Source organism: Streptomyces sp. NBC_00224 (assembly GCF_041435195.1).
Classification (GTDB): domain Bacteria; phylum Actinomycetota; class Actinomycetes; order Streptomycetales; family Streptomycetaceae; genus Streptomyces.
The window spans coordinates 2,986,457-3,003,195 of record NZ_CP108106.1; the positions used below are offsets into that span (position 1 = coordinate 2,986,457).

General features: G+C 71.2%; 15 protein-coding genes and 1 riboswitch. Of the genes, 10 read left to right on the plus strand and 5 right to left on the minus strand.

All coding sequences use genetic code 11. The features are described from left to right. Positions 1-112 precede the first annotated feature (112 nt). Positions 113-226, plus strand: a riboswitch (TPP riboswitch). The 6 genes from thiO to OG965_RS13340 all read left to right on the plus strand — a co-directional run bounded on the left by thiO (position 224) and on the right by OG965_RS13340 (position 6,045). Next, complete coding sequence (gene thiO / locus OG965_RS13315) at positions 224-1,420, plus strand: glycine oxidase ThiO (RefSeq protein ID WP_371652257.1); 1,197 nt, start codon at positions 224-226, stop codon at positions 1,418-1,420. Its footprint overlaps the riboswitch before it by 3 nt. Next, positions 1,417-1,632 carry a sulfur carrier protein ThiS gene (gene thiS / locus OG965_RS13320; RefSeq protein ID WP_371652258.1) on the plus strand — a complete coding sequence of 72 codons (216 nt, stop codon included), beginning with the start codon at positions 1,417-1,419 and terminating at the stop codon, positions 1,630-1,632. The genes thiO and thiS overlap by 4 nt, the downstream gene beginning before the upstream one ends. Before the next feature lie 3 nt (positions 1,633-1,635). After that, positions 1,636-2,430: a thiazole synthase gene (locus tag OG965_RS13325; RefSeq protein WP_371652259.1), complete on the plus strand. Its 795-nt coding sequence runs from the start codon at positions 1,636-1,638 to the stop codon at positions 2,428-2,430. Between the two features lie 200 nt (positions 2,431-2,630). Next, positions 2,631-4,607 carry a Stk1 family PASTA domain-containing Ser/Thr kinase gene (pknB, locus tag OG965_RS13330; protein ID WP_371652260.1) on the plus strand — a complete coding sequence of 659 codons (1,977 nt, stop codon included), beginning with the start codon at positions 2,631-2,633 and terminating at the stop codon, positions 4,605-4,607. An 8-nt stretch (positions 4,608-4,615) separates the two neighbouring features. After that, positions 4,616-5,467: a deoxyribonuclease IV gene (locus tag OG965_RS13335; protein WP_371652261.1), complete on the plus strand. Its 852-nt coding sequence runs from the start codon at positions 4,616-4,618 to the stop codon at positions 5,465-5,467. Positions 5,468-5,550: 83 nt separating this feature from the next. Continuing rightward, positions 5,551-6,045: a DUF4396 domain-containing protein gene (locus OG965_RS13340; RefSeq protein ID WP_371652262.1), complete on the plus strand. Its 495-nt coding sequence runs from the start codon at positions 5,551-5,553 to the stop codon at positions 6,043-6,045. A gap of 21 nt (positions 6,046-6,066) precedes the next feature. Here the strand turns inward: OG965_RS13340 and OG965_RS13345 are convergent, their stop codons facing one another. Beyond that, positions 6,067-6,699, minus strand: a complete 633-nt coding sequence (locus OG965_RS13345; RefSeq protein WP_371652263.1) for a sulfite oxidase-like oxidoreductase — start codon at positions 6,697-6,699, stop codon at positions 6,067-6,069. A gap of 154 nt (positions 6,700-6,853) precedes the next feature. Between OG965_RS13345 and bfr the strand changes: the two genes are divergently transcribed. Continuing rightward, positions 6,854-7,333, plus strand: coding sequence for a bacterioferritin (bfr, locus tag OG965_RS13350; protein ID WP_190088743.1), 480 nt, complete (start codon positions 6,854-6,856; stop codon positions 7,331-7,333). Positions 7,334-7,365: 32 nt separating this feature from the next. Here the strand turns inward: bfr and OG965_RS13355 are convergent, their stop codons facing one another. Next, positions 7,366-7,614 (minus strand): bacterioferritin-associated ferredoxin, encoded by a 249-nt coding sequence (locus tag OG965_RS13355; RefSeq protein WP_067158222.1) that lies wholly within the window; start codon positions 7,612-7,614, stop codon positions 7,366-7,368. Between the two features lie 146 nt (positions 7,615-7,760). Further along, complete coding sequence (locus OG965_RS13360; RefSeq protein ID WP_371652264.1) at positions 7,761-9,098, minus strand: class II 3-deoxy-7-phosphoheptulonate synthase; 1,338 nt, start codon at positions 9,096-9,098, stop codon at positions 7,761-7,763. A 153-nt stretch (positions 9,099-9,251) separates the two neighbouring features. On the opposite strand from OG965_RS13360, the gene OG965_RS13365 reads away from it, so the two are divergent. From OG965_RS13365 to OG965_RS13375, 3 genes are all read left to right on the plus strand, one after another. Then, positions 9,252-12,077: an N-acetylmuramoyl-L-alanine amidase gene (locus OG965_RS13365; protein WP_371652265.1), complete on the plus strand. Its 2,826-nt coding sequence runs from the start codon at positions 9,252-9,254 to the stop codon at positions 12,075-12,077. Between the two features lie 122 nt (positions 12,078-12,199). Further along, positions 12,200-12,256, plus strand: a complete 57-nt coding sequence (locus tag OG965_RS13370) for a trp operon leader peptide (RefSeq protein WP_101392327.1) — start codon at positions 12,200-12,202, stop codon at positions 12,254-12,256. Positions 12,257-12,354: 98 nt separating this feature from the next. Further along, on the plus strand, positions 12,355-14,241 hold the full coding sequence (locus OG965_RS13375; RefSeq protein WP_371652266.1) for an anthranilate synthase family protein: 1,887 nt from the start codon (positions 12,355-12,357) through the stop codon (positions 14,239-14,241). 273 nt (positions 14,242-14,514) lie between these two features. Here the strand turns inward: OG965_RS13375 and OG965_RS13380 are convergent, their stop codons facing one another. Both OG965_RS13380 and OG965_RS13385 read right to left on the minus strand, forming a co-directional pair. Then, positions 14,515-15,516, minus strand: coding sequence for a 2-hydroxyacid dehydrogenase (locus OG965_RS13380; protein WP_371652267.1), 1,002 nt, complete (start codon positions 15,514-15,516; stop codon positions 14,515-14,517). Positions 15,517-15,607: 91 nt separating this feature from the next. Then, positions 15,608-16,636 (minus strand): 6-phosphofructokinase, encoded by a 1,029-nt coding sequence (locus OG965_RS13385; protein WP_371652268.1) that lies wholly within the window; start codon positions 16,634-16,636, stop codon positions 15,608-15,610. Between the last annotated feature and the right edge of the window lie 103 nt (positions 16,637-16,739).

Consider the following 16,739-nt stretch of genomic DNA (forward strand, 5'->3'; position numbering starts at 1 on the left):
CGACGACCACCACGTGGCGCTGTTCGGAATGCGTCTGCTTTTCGCTCACCCGATCACCATAAACATCTGACAGTTCGTCAGGAAACCGGTCAGGCGTTAGCCTGACGCACGTACAAGCACTCGCGGGAGCCCGGACGCACCGGGCTGAGAGGGAGGCTGCAGCGGCCTCCGACCGTACGAACCTGATCCGGGTCATGCCGGCGAAGGGAGGGGCTGGACGCCCATGCAGTCATCCCAAAACGGGGCAATTCCCCACGGGTCGGACGTACTGGTGGTGGGGGGCGGCATCATCGGCCTCGTCACGGCCTGGCGGGCGGCGCAGCGCGGTATGCGCACCGCGCTCGCCGACCCCGCGCCCGGCGGCGGCGCCGCCCAGGTCGCGGCGGGCATGCTCGCCGCCGTCACCGAGCTCCACTACGGCGAGGAGACCCTGCTCGGCCTCAACCTGGCCTCCGCCAGGCGCTACCCGGACTTCGTGGCCGAGCTGGAGCAGGCGAGCGGCCTCGGCACCGGCTACCGCGCCTGCGGCACCCTCGCGGTGGCCCTGGACGCCGACGACCGTGCCCATCTGCGCGAGCTGCACGCGCTCCAGCAGCGCTCGGGGCTCGACTCCCAGTGGCTGACCGGGCGCGAGTGCCGCCGCCTCGAACCGATGCTGGCGCCCGGGGTGCGCGGCGGACTGCGGGTCGACGGCGACCACCAGATCGACCCGCGCCGCCTCACCAGGGCCCTGCTCACGGCGTGCGAGCGGGCCGGGGTGGTGTTCCACCGCGCCTGGGCCGAACGGCTCTCGGTGGTCCGCGAGCGGGCCGCGGGGGCCGTCCTGGCCGACGGCACCGAGCTCGCCGCCGACCAGGTCGTCCTCGCGGGCGGCAGCCTCAGCGGACGGCTCGCCGGGGTCCCGGAGGAGCTGCGGCCGCCGGTGCGCCCGGTCAAGGGCCAGGTGCTGCGGCTGACCGTGCCGCCCGCGTACGCGCCGTTCCTGTCCCGCACGGTCCGCGCGGTGGTCCGCGGCAGCCACGTCTACCTGGTGCCGCGCGCCGACGGCGAGCTCGTCGTCGGCGCCACCAGCGAGGAGCTGGGCTGGGACACCACGGTCACCGCGGGCGGCGTCTACGAGCTGCTGCGCGACGCGCACGAGCTGGTGCCCGGCATCACCGAACTGCCGCTGACCGAGACCCGCGCGGGGCTGCGCCCCGGCTCCCCCGACAACGCGCCGCTGCTCGGCCCGACCGCCCTGCCCGGCCTGCACCTGGCCACCGGCCACTACCGCAACGGGGTGCTGCTCACCCCCGTCACCGGCGACGCGCTGGCGCACGCGCTGGCCACCGGCGAACTGCCCGACGAGGCGCGCCCCTTCACCCCCCGCCGTTTCACCTCCGCCCCGGTGGAGTCCGTACCGCAGGAGCTGACCGCATGACCGTCTCCCCGACGACCGTCTCCGTCAACGGCGAGGCGCGCGACCTCGCCGCCGGCACCACACTGGACGTACTCGTCGCCACCCTGACCCCGGCACCCGCGGGCGTCGCCGCCGCCGTCAACGAGGCGGTCGTACCGCGCAGCGAATGGCCGCGCACCACGCTCGGCGACGGCGACCGCGTCGAGGTCCTGACCGCCGTCCAGGGAGGCTGAGCCATGGCCGACGACCTGTTCACCCTCGGCGGTACGACCTTCACCTCGCGGCTGATCATGGGCACCGGCGGGGCGCCGAGCCTCGACATCCTGGAGCGCTCGCTCGCCGCCTCCGGCACCGAGCTGACGACCGTCGCGATGCGCCGCCTCGACCCGACGGTGCAGGGCTCGGTCCTGTCCGTCCTGGAGAAGCTGAACATCAGCGTGCTGCCGAACACGGCGGGCTGCTTCACCGCCGGGGAGGCCGTACTGACCGCCCGCCTCGCGCGCGAGGCGCTCGGCACGGACTGGGTCAAGCTGGAGGTGGTCGCCGACGAGCGCACCCTGCTGCCCGATCCGATCGAGCTCCTGGACGCGGCGGAAGTGCTGGTCGACGACGGTTTCACGGTGCTGCCGTACACCAACGACGACCCGGTGCTCGCCCGGAAGCTGGAGGACGTGGGATGCGCGGCGATCATGCCGCTCGGCTCCCCCATCGGCTCCGGGCTCGGCATCCGCAACCCGCACAACTTCGAGCTGATCGTGGACCGCGCCACCGTCCCGGTCGTCCTCGACGCGGGTGCGGGCACCGCCTCCGACGCGGCGCTCGCGATGGAGCTGGGGTGCTCGGCGGTGATGCTCGCCTCGGCCGTCACGCGCGCGCAGGAGCCGGTCCTGATGGCGGAGGCGATGCGGCACGCGGTGGAGGCGGGCCGCCTGGCGTACCGGGCGGGCCGCATCCCCCGCCGCCACTTCGCGGAGGCGTCGTCGCCGGTGGAGGGCCGCGCCGCGCTGGACCCGGAACGCCCGGCGTTCTAGACGCAGGTGGGTCGGCTGCGAGCCCCGCGCCCCTCAGGGGCCCGCAGGGCCCTTCCAGGGGCCCGGGGAACTGCGCGACCAGCCACAGACGGCCCGCACCCGACCGACAAGGCACCCGCACGTCACAGCTCGGCTTCAGTCCCGCCCCGGGATCACCCGGGGCGGGAAGGGTGTCCGTGACCGCTCGTAGACTCTGCTGCGTGGATACGACCCTTCAGGACCCCCTCGTCGGGCAGGTGCTCGACGGCCGCTACCGCGTCGAGGCGCGCATCGCCGTCGGCGGTATGGCCACGGTCTACCGGGCCGTCGACACCCGGCTCGACCGGGTGCTCGCCCTCAAGGTGATGCATCCGGCGCTCGCCGCCGACGCCTCGTTCGTGGAGCGGTTCATCCGCGAGGCCAAGTCCGTCGCCCGGCTCGCCCACCCCAATGTGGTCGGCATGTTCGACCAGGGCACCGACGGCCAGTACGTCTACCTGGCGATGGAGTACGTGGCGGGCTGCACCCTGCGCGACGTGCTGCGCGAGCGCGGCGCCCTGCAGCCCCGGGCCGCCCTCGACATCCTGGAGCCGGTGCTCGCCGCCCTCGGCGCCGCGCACCGCGCCGGTTTCGTCCACCGGGACATGAAGCCGGAGAACGTGCTGATAGGGGACGACGGCCGGGTCAAGGTCGCCGACTTCGGCCTGGTCCGGGCGGTGGACGCGGTCACCAGCACCACCGGCAGCGTCCTCGGCACCGTCTCGTACCTCGCCCCCGAGCAGATCGAGCAGGGCACCGCCGACACCCGCGCGGACGTCTACGCGTGCGGTGTCGTGCTGTACGAGATGCTGACCGGCGCCAAGCCGCACTCCGGTGAGAACGCCGCCCAGATCCTCTACGCCCACCTCCACGAGGGCGTGCCCGCGCCGTCCGCCGCCGTGCCCGGCCTCGCCGTCGAGCTGGACGAGCTGGTGGCGTCGGCCACCGCCCGCGACCCGCAAGCGCGGCCGTACGACGCGGTGGGCCTGCTGGCGCAGACCCGCGAGGCCCGTGCCGCGCTCGGCGACGAGCAGCTGGACGCGGTGCCCCCGCAGGCCACGCCCGCGGCCGGGGCCTCCGGCTCCGAGGACCGTACGAGCGTCATACCGCGCGCGGTGGCGACCCCGGCCCGGGGCAGCGCGCCCACGGCGGGCGCCACCCCGCTCCCGGCCGAGCAGGACGCGGTCGACCGCACCAGTCGGCTGACCATGCCGCCGCCCGGGCCCGCCCCGGCACGCGCGCGTGGCGGGCGACCCCGCTTCGTCCTGAACGGGCGGCGCGGCCTGATCGCGGTGGTCGCCGCCGTCCTGCTGGCCCTGGGGGTCGGCGCCGGGGTCTGGTACATCAACTCCGGCCAGTTCACGCACGTCCCCGCCGTCATCGGGCAGAGCGAGAGCGCCGCCAAGAAGCGGCTCACCGACGCGGGCCTCGCGGTGAAGAAGGTCGACCGCCGCTACAGCGACACCGTCAAGCGCGGCACCGTGATCGAGACGGACCCGGAGACGGGCGCGCGCGTGCGCGGCAACGCCTCGGTGACCGTCGTGGTCTCGCGCGGCCCGGAGATGGTCAAGGTCCCGGACGTCAGCGGCAAGCCGCTGGCCGACGCCAAGAAGGCGCTGGCCGGCGCCGGGCTGACGCCGGGCGCGGTCACCGAGGAGTTCAACGAGGACACCGACCAGGGCTCGGTCGTCAGCACCGACCCGGCCGCGGGCGCCCCGCGCCGCGCGGACACCGCCGTCGCCCTCGTCGTCAGCAAGGGCGCCCCGATCGAGACCCCCGGGGTCGTCGGGGACTCGGTGGAGGACGCCACCTCGGCCCTGAAGGACGCGGGTCTTGAGGTGCGGATCGCGCCCGAGCAGGTCAACTCGCCGCAGGAGGCGGGCAGCATCGCCGCCCAGTCCGCGGCCGAGGGCTCCCGCCTCGCCAAGGGCGACACGGTCACGCTCACCGTCTCCAAGGGCCCGCGGATGATCACCGTGCCCAAGGTGACCGGCAAGAAGGCCGACGACGCCAAGAAGGAGCTGGAGAAGGCGGGCTTCAAGGTCGACGTCGACCGCGGCTTCCCGTTCCTCAGCGACGAGATCGCCGGCCAGTCCGTCAAGGCCGGCGACCAGGCGCCGGAAGGCTCCACCATCACCATCAAGACCAAGGGACTCTGATCCACCCCATGCGCAACCCCATCGGCGGTCACATTCCCGTGGCCGGCGGCCTCGCCACGACCGGCCTCGCCTACGCGCGCGAACTCGGCGCCGAGACCGTCCAGGTCTTCGTCGCCAACCCGCGCGGCTGGGCCACCCCCACCGGCAACCCGGCCCAGGACGAGAAGTTCCGGGCCGAGTGCGCGGCCGAGGGCATCTCCGCGTACGTCCACGCCCCGTATCTGATCAACTTCGGCTCGCACACCGAGGCGACCGCCGAGAAGTCGGTGGAGTCGCTGCGGCACTCGCTGCGCCGGGGCCGGGAGATCGGCGCGCTCGGCGTGGTCGTGCACACCGGCTCCGCGACCGGCGGCCGGCCGCGCGCCGAGGCGCTGGCGCAGGTACGGGAGCGGCTGCTGCCGCTGCTCGACGAGCTGACGCACGACGACGACCCGTTCCTGCTCCTGGAGTCGACGGCCGGGCAGGGCGCCTCGCTGTGCTCGCGGACCTGGGACTTCGGCCCGTACTTCGAGGCGCTGGACGCCCACCCCAAGCTCGGCGTCTGCCTGGACACCTGCCACATACACGCGGCCGGGCACGATCTGGCCGGGCCCGGCGGGGCGGCGCAGACCCTGGACCTGCTGGTGGAGACCGTCGGCGAGGGGCGACTGAAGCTGATCCACGCCAACGACTCCAAGGAGGGAGTGGGCTCGCACCTGGACCGGCACATGAACATCGGCGCCGGTCACATAGGCGCGGAGCCGTTCCGCGAACTGCTCGCGCACCCGGCGACCGACGGCGTACCGCTGATCATCGAGACGCCCGGCGGGAAGGAGGGGCAGGCGGCGGACATCGCGCTGCTGAAGTCCCTGCGGCCCTGATCCTCCCCTTGAGGGAATACCCCCTGGGGGTATACCGTTCTTGTCATCGACAGGAACGGTCATCCGGCGTTGGGGGCACAGCCATGCAGCACGAGGCGCACACGCACACCGAGCACGAGCACCACGAGCACGGCGGCGGCAAGGTCAGCTGGTCCATGGCCGCCCAGGCCACCCTGCACTGCCTCACCGGGTGCGCCATCGGCGAGATCCTCGGGATGGTCGTGGGCACCGCGCTCGGCTGGGGCAACATGCCGACGATGGTCCTGGCCATCGTCCTGGCCTTCTTCTTCGGCTACTCGCTCACCCTGCGCGGCATCCTGCGGGCCGGGGTGGACTTCCGTACCGCCTTCAAGGTCGCGCTCGCCGCGGACACCCTCTCCATCGCCGTCATGGAGCTGATCGACAACGGGGTGATCGCGCTCTGGCCGGCCGCCATGGACGCGACGCTCGCGCAGGCCCTGTTCTGGGGTTCGCTCGCGGCCTCGCTCGCACTCGCCTTCGTGATCACCACACCGGTCAACAAGTGGATGATCGGCCGCGGCAAGGGCCACGCGGTGGTGCACCAGTACCACCACTGACGCCACCGAAGGCGCCAGGACTCAGAGCTCGGGGCCTTCCCCGGGCTCTTCCTGGTACGAGTAGCGCTGCTCCCGCCAGGGGTCACCGATGTTGTGGTAGCCCCGCTCCTCCCAGAAGCCCCGCCGGTCCGCCGTCATGTACTCGATGCCGCGGACCCACTTCGGGCCCTTCCAGGCGTACAGATGGGGTACGACGAGCCGTACCGGGAAGCCGTGTTCGGCGGTGAGGAGCTCACCGCCCTTGTGGGTGGCGAAGACCGTGCGGTCGGAGAGGAAGTCGTCCAGGCGCAGGTTGGAGCTGAAGCCGTATTCGGCCCAGACCATCACGTGCGTGGCGTCCGGGGCGGGCGGCGCGAGCTCGGCGACCGTACGCGCGAGGACTCCGCCCCATTCGGCCCCCAGCATCGAGAACTTCGTGACACAGTGAAGATCCGCGACGACAGTGGCGAAGGGCAGGGCCGTGAACTCCTCGTGGTTCCAGCAGTGCTTGTCGCCGTCGGCGGTCGCCCCGAACACGCGGAACTCCCACCGCTCGGGCTTGAACCTGGGGACCGGGCCGTAGTGGGTGACCGGCCAGCCGCGCTGGAGCCGCTGCCCCGGGGGAAGCTCTGACTGCACTGCTTCCCGTTGCTCCGGGCGTTCCGGCTGACCCATGACTCCATGGTGACAGACGGCGAGGGGTGGTCATGACCAGCAGCGCTCCGATTCGGGCAACTCCTACTAAGCGTGCACTTACTGGACGCTCCCCGCACGCGGTGCGAGGATGCGCGCGAATCTGCCCCTCACCCGTGTGGAAGGAGCCTCTGCGATGCAGGGCGACCCCGAGGTCATCGAGTTCCTGAACGAGCAGCTGACCGCCGAGCTGACCGCGATCAACCAGTACTTCCTGCACGCGAAGATGCAGGAGAACTTCGGCTGGACGAAGCTCGCCAAGTACACGCGTCACGAGTCGTTCGACGAGATGAAGCACGCGGAGGTGCTGACCGACCGGATCCTGTTCCTGGACGGGCTGCCGAACTACCAGCGGCTCTTCCACGTCCGGGTCGGGCAGACGGTCACCGAGATGTTCCAGGCGGACCGGCAGGTGGAGGTCGAGGCGATCGACCGCCTCAAGCGCGGCATCGAGGTCATGCGGGCCAAGGGCGACATCACCTCGGCGAACATCTTCGAGTCGATCCTGGCCGACGAGGAGCACCACATCGACTACCTCGACACCCAGCTGGAACTGGTCGAGAAGCTCGGTGAGGCGCTGTACATCGCGCAGCTCATCGAACAGCCGGAGGGCTAGGCGGCCACAGGGCGGAGCCGTCCGGCAGGGACCTAGGCGGCTTCCGCCAGCTCCTGGTCGGTCGCGAGCACGGCGCTGACCTCGCCCTTTTCGAGCAGTTCCCGGCGGGGGCAGGCGCCGCGTCCGAGCAGGCCCTGGATGGTGCGCACACAGGAGCCGCAGTCCGTGCCCGCCTTGGTGGCGGAGGCGATCTGACGCGGGGTGCAGGCGCCGGCGGCCGCGTGCTGCTCGACCTGCTTGTCGGTGATGCCGAAGCAAGAGCAGACGTACACGCGGTTCACCTCCCTGACAGGAACGGTCTGGCCAGCCATCCCCTATTCGGTGAGGCTTACCTAACCGTACCCAATGTCGGGGTGGACGAAAAGCCCCGGATACGCCCGTGGGGCGCGGATCACAGATCCACGCCCCACGTCTCGTACGAAGCTACTCACTGGTCCCGGTACATCTCCGCGACCAGGAAGGCCAGGTCCAGGGACTGGCTGCGGTTGAGGCGGGGGTCGCAGGCCGTCTCGTAGCGCTGGTGCAGGTCGTCGACGAAGATCTCGTCGCCGCCGCCCACGCACTCGGTGACGTCGTCACCGGTGAGCTCGACGTGGATGCCGCCCGGGTGGGTGCCCAGGCCCTTGTGGACCTCGAAGAAGCCCTTGACCTCGTCGAGCACGTCGTCGAAGCGGCGGGTCTTGTGGCCCGAGGCCGCCTCGAAGGTGTTGCCGTGCATCGGGTCGGTGACCCAGGCGACGACCGCGCCGGAGGCGGTGACCTTCTCGACCAGCTCGGGCAGCTTGTCGCGGACCTTGTCGGCGCCCATGCGGACGATGAACGTCAGCCGGCCCGGCTCGCGGTCCGGGTCGAGCCGGTCCACGTAGGTGAGCGCGTCGTCGACCGTGGTCGTGGGGCCGAGCTTGATCCCGATCGGGTTGCTGATCCGGGAGGCGAACTCGATGTGCGCGTGGTCGAGCTGCCGGGTGCGCTCGCCGACCCAGACCATGTGGCCGGAGGTGTCGTAGAGCTTGCCGGTGCGCGAGTCGACCCGGGTCAGCGCCGACTCGTAGTCGAGCAGCAGCGCCTCGTGCGAGGCGTAGAACTCGACGGCCTTGAACTCGGCCGGGTCGGTGCCGCACGCCTTCATGAAGTTCAGCGCGTTGTCGATCTCGCGGGCCAGCTGCTCGTAGCGCTGGCCGGACGGGGACGTCTTGACGAAGTCCTGGTTCCAGGCGTGCACCTGGCGCAGATCGGCGTAGCCGCCGGTGGTGAAGGCGCGGACCAGGTTGAGCGTGGACGCGGAGGCGTTGTACATCCGCTTCAGGCGCTCGGGGTCCGGGATGCGGGCGGCCTCGGTGAAGTCGAATCCGTTGACCGAGTCGCCGCGGTAGGTGGGCAGGGTCACGCCGTCGCGGGTCTCGGTGCCCTTGGAGCGCGGCTTCGAGTACTGCCCGGCGATCCGGCCGACCTTGACGACCGGCACGGAGGCCGCGTACGTCAGCACGGCGCTCATCTGGAGCAGGGTCTTGAGCTTGGCCCGGATGTGATCTGCCGACACGGCGTCGAACGCCTCGGCGCAGTCGCCGCCCTGGAGCAGGAACGCCTCGCCCTTGGCGACGGCCGCCATCCGGGCGCGCAGCTGGTCGCACTCGCCCGCGAAGACGAGCGGCGGATACGACTCAAGGTCCGCGATCACATCGCGCAGAGCCTCGGCATCGGGGTACTCGGGCTGCTGCGCCGCGGGAAGGTCACGCCAGGTGTTTACGTTCACGGTCACCCCCACAACCTTACGGGGTCCACCCAGCCGTCCACCCGCGTGCCCACCTTATGAGACACGCGGACGACCGCCCGCTGACCGATCTTGATCGGTCGCCTGCTAGCCTCTGCCCGTTTCGCAAGTGCTTCAGAAATCAACAGAGCGATGCAGGGGTGGGCGTTGAAGCGGATACACCGCAGAGACCGCAAGAAGAAGCTGATCGCTTACGGAGTGGGCACGGCGGTCGTCGCCGGTGCGGCGATCACCAGCCTGGCGGTGGCCGCACCCGGCCCCGCCACGGCGAACACCAAGCCGACCGGTCCGGGTACCGCGCTGCAGGCCCGGTTCGCCGATGCCGCGCGCGAGTTCCACGTCCCGCAGAGCGTGCTGATGGCGGTCTCGTACCGGCAGACGCTGTGGGAGAGCCACGACGGGCAGCCGTCGACGACCGGCGCGTACAACGTCATGGGCCTGACCCGGGTGACGGCGGACGACGTCGAGCAGCCGACGGACGCGGAGCGCCTGTCGCACCTCAACATGAGCGGCGACCCCACGGTCATGAAGCACTTCGACGCCAAGCGCGCCCTGAAGCGGGCGCCGAAGGCCGTCGACACGAGCGACCCCCGGCTGCACACGCTGGACGAGGCCGCCAAGCTGATCGACAAGCCGGTGGACGCGGTCCGCGAGGACGAGAACCAGTCCGTCCGCGCGGGTGCGGCGCTGCTCGCGAAGTACCAGAAGGACGCGACGGGCTCGCTGCCCGAGGACGCGGGCAAGTGGTACGCGGCCGTCGCCCGCTACAGCCAGGCGCCGGACACCAAGGGCGCGTCGCTGTTCGCGAAGCGGGTGTACGAGTCGATCAGGACCGGTGAGAGCCGCCTCACGGCCGACGGCCAGCAGCTCGCCCTGCCGGCCGATCCGTCGGTGAAGCCGGTCAGGCCGGAGACGATGTCGCTGGCGGCGTTCAACGCGGCGGCGGCCCAGACTCCGGAGTGCCCGACGGGGCTGAACTGCGACTTCCGCGCGGCGGCGTACAAGCAGAACAGCACGACGCCGGACGACTTCGGCAACTACAACGAGTCGAACCGCCCCTCGAACGGCGAGGACATCCGCTACCTCGTCATCCACGACACCGAGGGCGGCTACGACGGGTCGCTGAAGACCTTCCAGGACTCCACGTCCTACGCCAGCGCGCACTACATGGTCCGCGCCTCCGACGGCCTGGTCACCCAGCTGGTGGCGACCAAGGACGAGGCCTGGCACGCGGCCAACAAGACGATGAACATGCACTCGATCGGCATCGAGCACGAGGGCTATGCCATCAAGGACAACGCCACGTGGTACACCGAGCCTCAGTACGAGTCCTCGGCCGCGCTGGTGAAGTACCTGGCGAACCGTTTCTCGATCCCGCTCGACCGTGAGCACATCGTCGGCCACGACGAGGTGCCGGGTGTGCTGGACGGCAATGTGCGGACCCAGCACTGGGACCCGGGCCCGTACTGGGACTGGAACCACTACATGAACCTGGTCGGCGCGCCCAACGGCGACCAGGGCGCGGGCGGCCCGCTCAAGGCCGGCCAGCTGGTCCGCGTGGTCCCGCCGTTCACCACGGCCAACCAGCCCACCGTCACGTACGGCGGCAACACGTACGGCCGTCCGGCGAACTTCGGTTACCTGTACGAGACGCCCTCGACGTCGGGCAAGCCGCTCACGGACCCGTACCTCGGCGCCCAGACCGCGACCGAGGGCCCGAACTGGGGCAACAAGGTCGTCGCCGGCGGCGAGTACGTCGTCGCCGAGGCGCAGACCGACTGGACCGCCATCTGGTACGGCGGCCAGAAGGCCTGGTTCTACAACCCCGGCGGCACCTTCACCGCGCCCGTCGGCAAGACCGGCCAGCCGGTCCTGAAGGCCAAGGCGGGCGCCGCCTCCATCCCGGTGTACGGGCGCGCCTACCCGGAGGACTCGGCGTACGCGGGGACCAACGTCCCGGTGCAGGCCAACAACTCGGCGTCGCTGACCAAGTACACGATCCCGGCCGGTCAGGCCTACACCCAGGCGGGCCCGGCGCAGCTGGGCGACTACTGGTTCGCCGGTACGTTCGCGGGCACCGGCACCGGTGACCGCACCCTGGTCCAGGGCAAGACCAACTCCTTCTACCCGATCCGGTACAACCACCGCCTCGCCTGGGTGAAGGCGACCGACGTCGAGCAGGCCACCAGCGCCGTGCCCGACTCCGGCACCACCCGCTACAACATGCTCGGCCGGGACTCCTCGGGCGTGCTGTGGCAGTACCAGGGCACCGGCAGCGCCTCGGCGCCGTTCTACGGGCGGTACAAGGTCGGCGGCGGGTGGCAGGGCTACAACGCCGTCTCCGCGATGACCGCGCTGCGCGCGGACGGCACCGGCGACATGGTGGCCCGCGACGGCACCGGCACGCTCTGGTACTACCAGGGCAGCGGCAACCCGAACTCGCCGTTCAAGGGGCGCCTCAAGGTCGGCGGCGGCTGGCAGACGTACAACTTCATGACCGGCGCCCGTGATCTGAACGGTGACGGCAAGGCCGATCTGATCGGCCGCGACGGCACCGGCGTGCTCTGGTACTACCAGGGCACCGGCACCCCGGCGGCGCCGTTCGCCGCGCGGGTGAAGATAGGCGGCGGCTGGCAGGGCTACAACGCCATGGTCTCCACCGGCGACCTCAACCGGGACGGCAAGGCCGACCTGGTCGCCCGGGACGGCTCCGGCGTGCTGTGGTTCTACAAGGGCACCGGCACGCCGACCGCCCCGTACGCGCCCCGGATCCAGATCGGCGGCGGCTGGCAGGGCTACAACACCCTGCTCGGCCCGAGCGACCTGAACGGCGACGGGATCCCGGACCTGGTGGCCCGGGACGGGTCGGGCGTGCTCTGGTACTACAAGGGCACGGGCAGCACGACCGGCGCGCCGTTCGCGGCGCGCGTCCAAGTGGGCGGCGGCTGGCAGATGTTCAACCTGCTGGTCTGAGGTCTGCTGGTCTGAAGCCTGCCGGTCTGAGCAGAATCGATTCCGCAGTGCGGGCCCGCTCCATCCGTCGGATGGAGCGGGCCCTTCGCGCATCCGGCGCTTCTTCGGCTAGGGTGCGGGGCATGTTCGCGCACTCGAACCAGAACTGGTGGTGGACCGCTCATCCGGCGGCCCACTGATCGCGCGTACTCCAGACCACGCGAAGGCCGCCCGAGGGGCGGCCTTTTCTGTTTCCCGCGGCCGTTCCTCTCCCCGTACCTCCCGGAAGGAACACTCCATGCTGCTGGAAAGACTCCTCGACGACGACTGCCCGCCGTTCGCCCTGATCCGCCGCCGCACCCCCGGCCGCGACCACGACGTGGTCGAGCTGCTGATCGGTGGCGTACGGGAGGTGGAGCGGCTCGCCGACATCCCGTGCGGGGACCGGCCCTCACTCGCCCTGGTGCCGTTCCGGCAGATCCGCGAGCGCGGTTTCGACGTACGGGACGACGGCACTCCGCTGGCCGTCCTGGAGGCCGACGAGACGTACGAACTGCCGCTGGAGGAGGTCCTGGAGGCGCTGCCCCGGCACGAAGTGCGGGTCGAGGGCGGGGGCTTCGACGTCGGGGACGAGGAGTACGCCGGGATCGTACGGCGGGTGATCGAGGACGAGATCGGGCAGGGCGAGGGCGCCAACTTCGTGATCCGGCGCACCTACACGGGCGAGATCCCGGGGTTCGGCCGGGCGGACGCGCTGGCGCTGTTCCGCCGGCTGCTCGCGGGCGAGCGGGGGGCGTACTGGACGTTCGTCGTCCACACCGGCGAGCGGACGCTGGTGGGGGCGAGCCCCGAGGTGCATGTGCGGATGTCGGGCGGGACGGTGGTGATGAACCCGATCAGCGGGACGTACCGCTACCCGGCGACCGGCCCGACCGCGGAGGACCTGCTCTCCTTCCTCTCCGACGAGAAGGAGATCGACGAGCTCTCCATGGTCGTCGACGAGGAGCTGAAGATGATGTGCACGGTGGGCGACCGGGGCGGGGTGGTGGTCGGCCCCCGGCTGAAGGAGATGGCCCATCTGGCGCACACCGAGTACGAGTTGCGCGGCCGGAGCTCGCTGGACGCGCGCGAGGTGCTGCGGGAGACGATGTTCGCGGCGACGGTGACGGGGTCGCCGGTGCAGAACGCGTGCCGGGTGATCGAACGGTACGAGGTGGGCGGGCGCGGCTACTACGCGGGCGCGCTCGCCCTGCTGGGCCGCGACGCCAACGGCGTCCAGACGCTCGACTCGCCCATCCTGATCCGTACGGCCGACATCGCGCCGGACGGGCGGGTACGGGTGCCGGTCGGGGCGACGCTGGTGCGCCACTCCGACCCGGCGGGCGAGGTGGCGGAGACACACGCCAAGGCGGCGGGGGTGCTGGCGGCGCTGGGCGCGCGCCCGGGGCGCCCGGCCGCCTCGCGACCCGCCCCTGTCCTGGGTGACGACCCTCGGGTGCGGGCGGCCCTGGACGCGCGGCGGGCCGACCTCGCGCCGTTCTGGCTGCGGATGCAGGAGCGGGCGGTGGCGCCGTCGGGCGAGGCGCTGGTGGTGGACGCCGAGGACACCTTCACGGCGATGCTGGCGCATCTGCTGCGGTCGTCGGGGCTTGCGGTGTCGGTGGTGCGGTACGACACGGCGGGGCTGCGGGAACGGGCCCTCGGCCACCGCGGCCCGGTGATCCTGGGCCCCGGCCCCGGCGACCCCTCGGACGCGTCCGATGTGAAGATGCGTGCGCTGCGCCCCTTGGCGGCGGAGCTGCTGCGCTCCCACCGGTACGGGCTGCTCGGTGTGTGCCTGGGGCATGAGCTGATCGCGGCGGAGCTGGGCCTGCCGATCGTACGCAAGCGGGTGCCGCACCAGGGGGCGCAGCTGCGGATCGACCTCTTCGGGCGGGAGGAGCGGGTCGGGTTCTACAACAGCTTCACGGCGCGGTGCGGGGATGTGGCGGCGGGGGTGTTGGCGGGGCGGGGTGTGGAGGTCAGCCGTGATCCCTCGACCGGGGAGGTGCACGCGGTGCGGGGGCCCGGGTTCGCGGGGGTCCAGTTCCATCCGGAGTCGGTGCTGACGCTGCGGGGGCCGGAGGTGGTGGGCGACCTGCTGTCGGGCTTGCGCGCGATGACCCCCACCCCGCCCCTTCCCTAAACCCTCCGGGGGTGGGTGGGGGTGAGGTGGGTTTCCCGGGGGCTGCGCCCCCGGACCCCCGTTCGTCTGCGTTCGTCTGCGGGCCGTCTGTGGCTGGTCGCGCAGTTCCCCGCGCCCCTAAAAGGGGCCCGCACCTCGCACGCCGGAGGGGCCGGAGATACCTAAGGGGCGCGGGGCTGTGACATTTGCGGCTCCGCCGCGTGGGCGCGACCAGCCCCCACCCGCCCGCAGACGAACAGGGGGTCCGGGGGCATGGCCCCCGGGAAAGCCGCCTCACCCCGTTGGCCGCGGCACCAGCACGTTCCCCGTCCGCCGCCCCGCCGCATACGCCTCCACGTTCTCCACCGTCGCCGCGATGATCTGCCCCACCGCGTCCTCCGTGTAGTACGCCTGATGCGACGTCACCACCACGTTGGGGAACGTCACCAGCCGCGCCAGGATGTCGTCCGACACCACCTCCAGGGACTTGTCCAGGAAGAAGAGGCCGGCCTCCGCCTCGTAGACGTCGAGGCCCACCCCCGTCAGCCGCCCCGCCCGCAACTCGCTCACGAGCGCCTCCGTGTCCACCAGCCCCCCGCGACTGGAGTTCACCAGGATCGCGTCGTCCTTCATCCGCTTCAGCGCCTCGCGGTCGATCACGTGGTGCGTGGACGGCAGCAGCGGCACGTGCAGGCTCACCACGTCCGCGTGCGCGAACAGCTCGTCCTTCTCGACGTACTTCATCCCGAGTTCCACGCACGCGGGGTTCTCCGCGATGTCCCAGCCGAGGAGGTTCATGCCGAAGCCATGGGCGATCCGGGTGAACGCCTCGCCGATCTTGCCGGTGCCGAGCACCCCGGCCGTACGCCCGCGCAGATCCCGCCCCATCAGCCCGTCGAGGCGGAAGTCGAAGTCGCGGGTGCGGTTGGAGGCGCGGACGATCCGGCGGTTGACCGCCATCGCCAGGGTCCAGGCGAACTCGGCCACCGAGTACGGCGAGTAGTACGACACCCTCGCCACCGTGAGGCCGAGCCGCTCCGCCACGTCCAGGTCGATGTTGTTGAAGCCCGTCGAGCGCTGTGCGATCAGCTGGGTGCCGCCCACCGCCAGCGTCTGGAGCACCGATCGGTTCAGGTCCGCGTTCACGCTGGTCGAGATGGCCTCGTACCCCGCCGCGATGGGAGCGGTGTCCTCGTTGAGGAACACGTCCAGGCACCGGACGTTGTGCTTGCCCTCGAAGGCCTTCTCGATCAGAGGTCTCTCATCGGCCTGCACGCCGAACGCCAGGATGTCCATAGGGCTCACCTAATGGGTGGATAGAGGGTGGAAAGGGGCCGAATACGGGTGAATATACGGCCCCTGTCTGCGCCCCGCCCTGTGTACCCCCTCAGCCGAAGAACACCCCCACCTCCGCGTACAGCTCCGGATCCACCGTCTTCAGCCGCGCCGTCGCCTCCGCGATCGGCACCCGGACGATGTCCGTGCCCCGCAGCGCCACCATCTTGCCGAAGTCGCCGTCCCGTACCGCCTCGATCGCGTGCAGCCCGAACCGCGTCGCCAGCCAGCGGTCGAAGGCGCTGGGGGTGCCGCCGCGCTGGACGTGACCCAGGACCGTCGTCCTGGCCTCCTTGCCCGTGCGCTTCTCGATCTCCTTGGCCAGCCACTCCCCGACGCCCGAGAGCCGTACATGGCCGAAGGAGTCGAGCGTCTGATCCTTGAGGACCATCTCGCCGTCCTTCGGCATCGCCCCCTCGGCGACCACCACGATCGGCGCGTACGACGCCTTGAAGCGGGAGGTGATCCAGCCGCAGACCTGGTCGACGTCGAAGCGCTGCTCGGGGATGAGGATGACGTTGGCGCCGCCCGCCAGGCCCGAGTGGAGCGCGATCCAGCCCGCGTGGCGACCCATCACCTCGACGACCAGGACCCGCATGTGCGACTCGGCCGTGGTGTGCAGCCGGTCGATCGCCTCGGTGGCGATGCCGACCGCGGTGTCGAAGCCGAAGGTGTAGTCGGTCGCGGAGAGGTCGTTGTCGATGGTCTTCGGGACGCCGACGCACTTCACGCCGTACTCGTCACTGAGCCGGGCCGCCACGCCCAGGGTGTCCTCGCCGCCGATCGCGATCATCGCGTCGACCTCGTGCTTGGCGAGGTTCTCCTTGATGCGGCGCACCCCGTCCTCGGCCTTGAGCGGGTTGGTGCGCGAGGAGCCGAGGATGGTGCCGCCGCGGGGCAGGATGCCGCGCACGGCGGAGATGTCCAGCTTGACGGTGTCGCCCTCAAGCGGGCCGCGCCAGCCGTCCTTGAACCCGGTGAAGTCAAAGCCGTACTCCTGGACGCCCTTGCGGACGACGGCCCGGATGACGGCGTTGAGCCCGGGGCAGTCACCGCCTCCGGTCAGTACTCCGACCCGCATGGAATTGTCCCTTCGCCGTGACGGACACATGGAAGCCTCAAAGGCCTCTACGGGTCACGCTAAGGGTGACGCACGTCACCCCGGGATGGGGTGAAAGGTCAAT

What these genes read in the sequence shown, in the direction of transcription:
- OG965_RS13325 (WP_371652259.1), top strand. Translation starts at nt 1,636, where the DNA reads ATGGCCGACGACCTGTTCACCCTCGGCGGTACGACCTTCACCTCGCGG.
- OG965_RS13385 (WP_371652268.1), bottom strand. Translation starts at nt 16,636, where the DNA reads ATGCGGGTCGGAGTACTGACCGGAGGCGGTGACTGCCCCGGGCTCAAC.
- OG965_RS13345 (WP_371652263.1), bottom strand. Translation starts at nt 6,699, where the DNA reads ATGGGTCAGCCGGAACGCCCGGAGCAACGGGAAGCAGTGCAGTCAGAG.
- thiO (WP_371652257.1), top strand. Translation starts at nt 224, where the DNA reads ATGCAGTCATCCCAAAACGGGGCAATTCCCCACGGGTCGGACGTACTG.
- OG965_RS13335 (WP_371652261.1), top strand. Translation starts at nt 4,616, where the DNA reads ATGCGCAACCCCATCGGCGGTCACATTCCCGTGGCCGGCGGCCTCGCC.
- OG965_RS13380 (WP_371652267.1), bottom strand. Translation starts at nt 15,516, where the DNA reads ATGGACATCCTGGCGTTCGGCGTGCAGGCCGATGAGAGACCTCTGATC.
- bfr (WP_190088743.1), top strand. Translation starts at nt 6,854, where the DNA reads ATGCAGGGCGACCCCGAGGTCATCGAGTTCCTGAACGAGCAGCTGACC.
- thiS (WP_371652258.1), top strand. Translation starts at nt 1,417, where the DNA reads ATGACCGTCTCCCCGACGACCGTCTCCGTCAACGGCGAGGCGCGCGAC.
- OG965_RS13375 (WP_371652266.1), top strand. Translation starts at nt 12,355, where the DNA reads ATGCTGCTGGAAAGACTCCTCGACGACGACTGCCCGCCGTTCGCCCTG.
- OG965_RS13340 (WP_371652262.1), top strand. Translation starts at nt 5,551, where the DNA reads ATGCAGCACGAGGCGCACACGCACACCGAGCACGAGCACCACGAGCAC.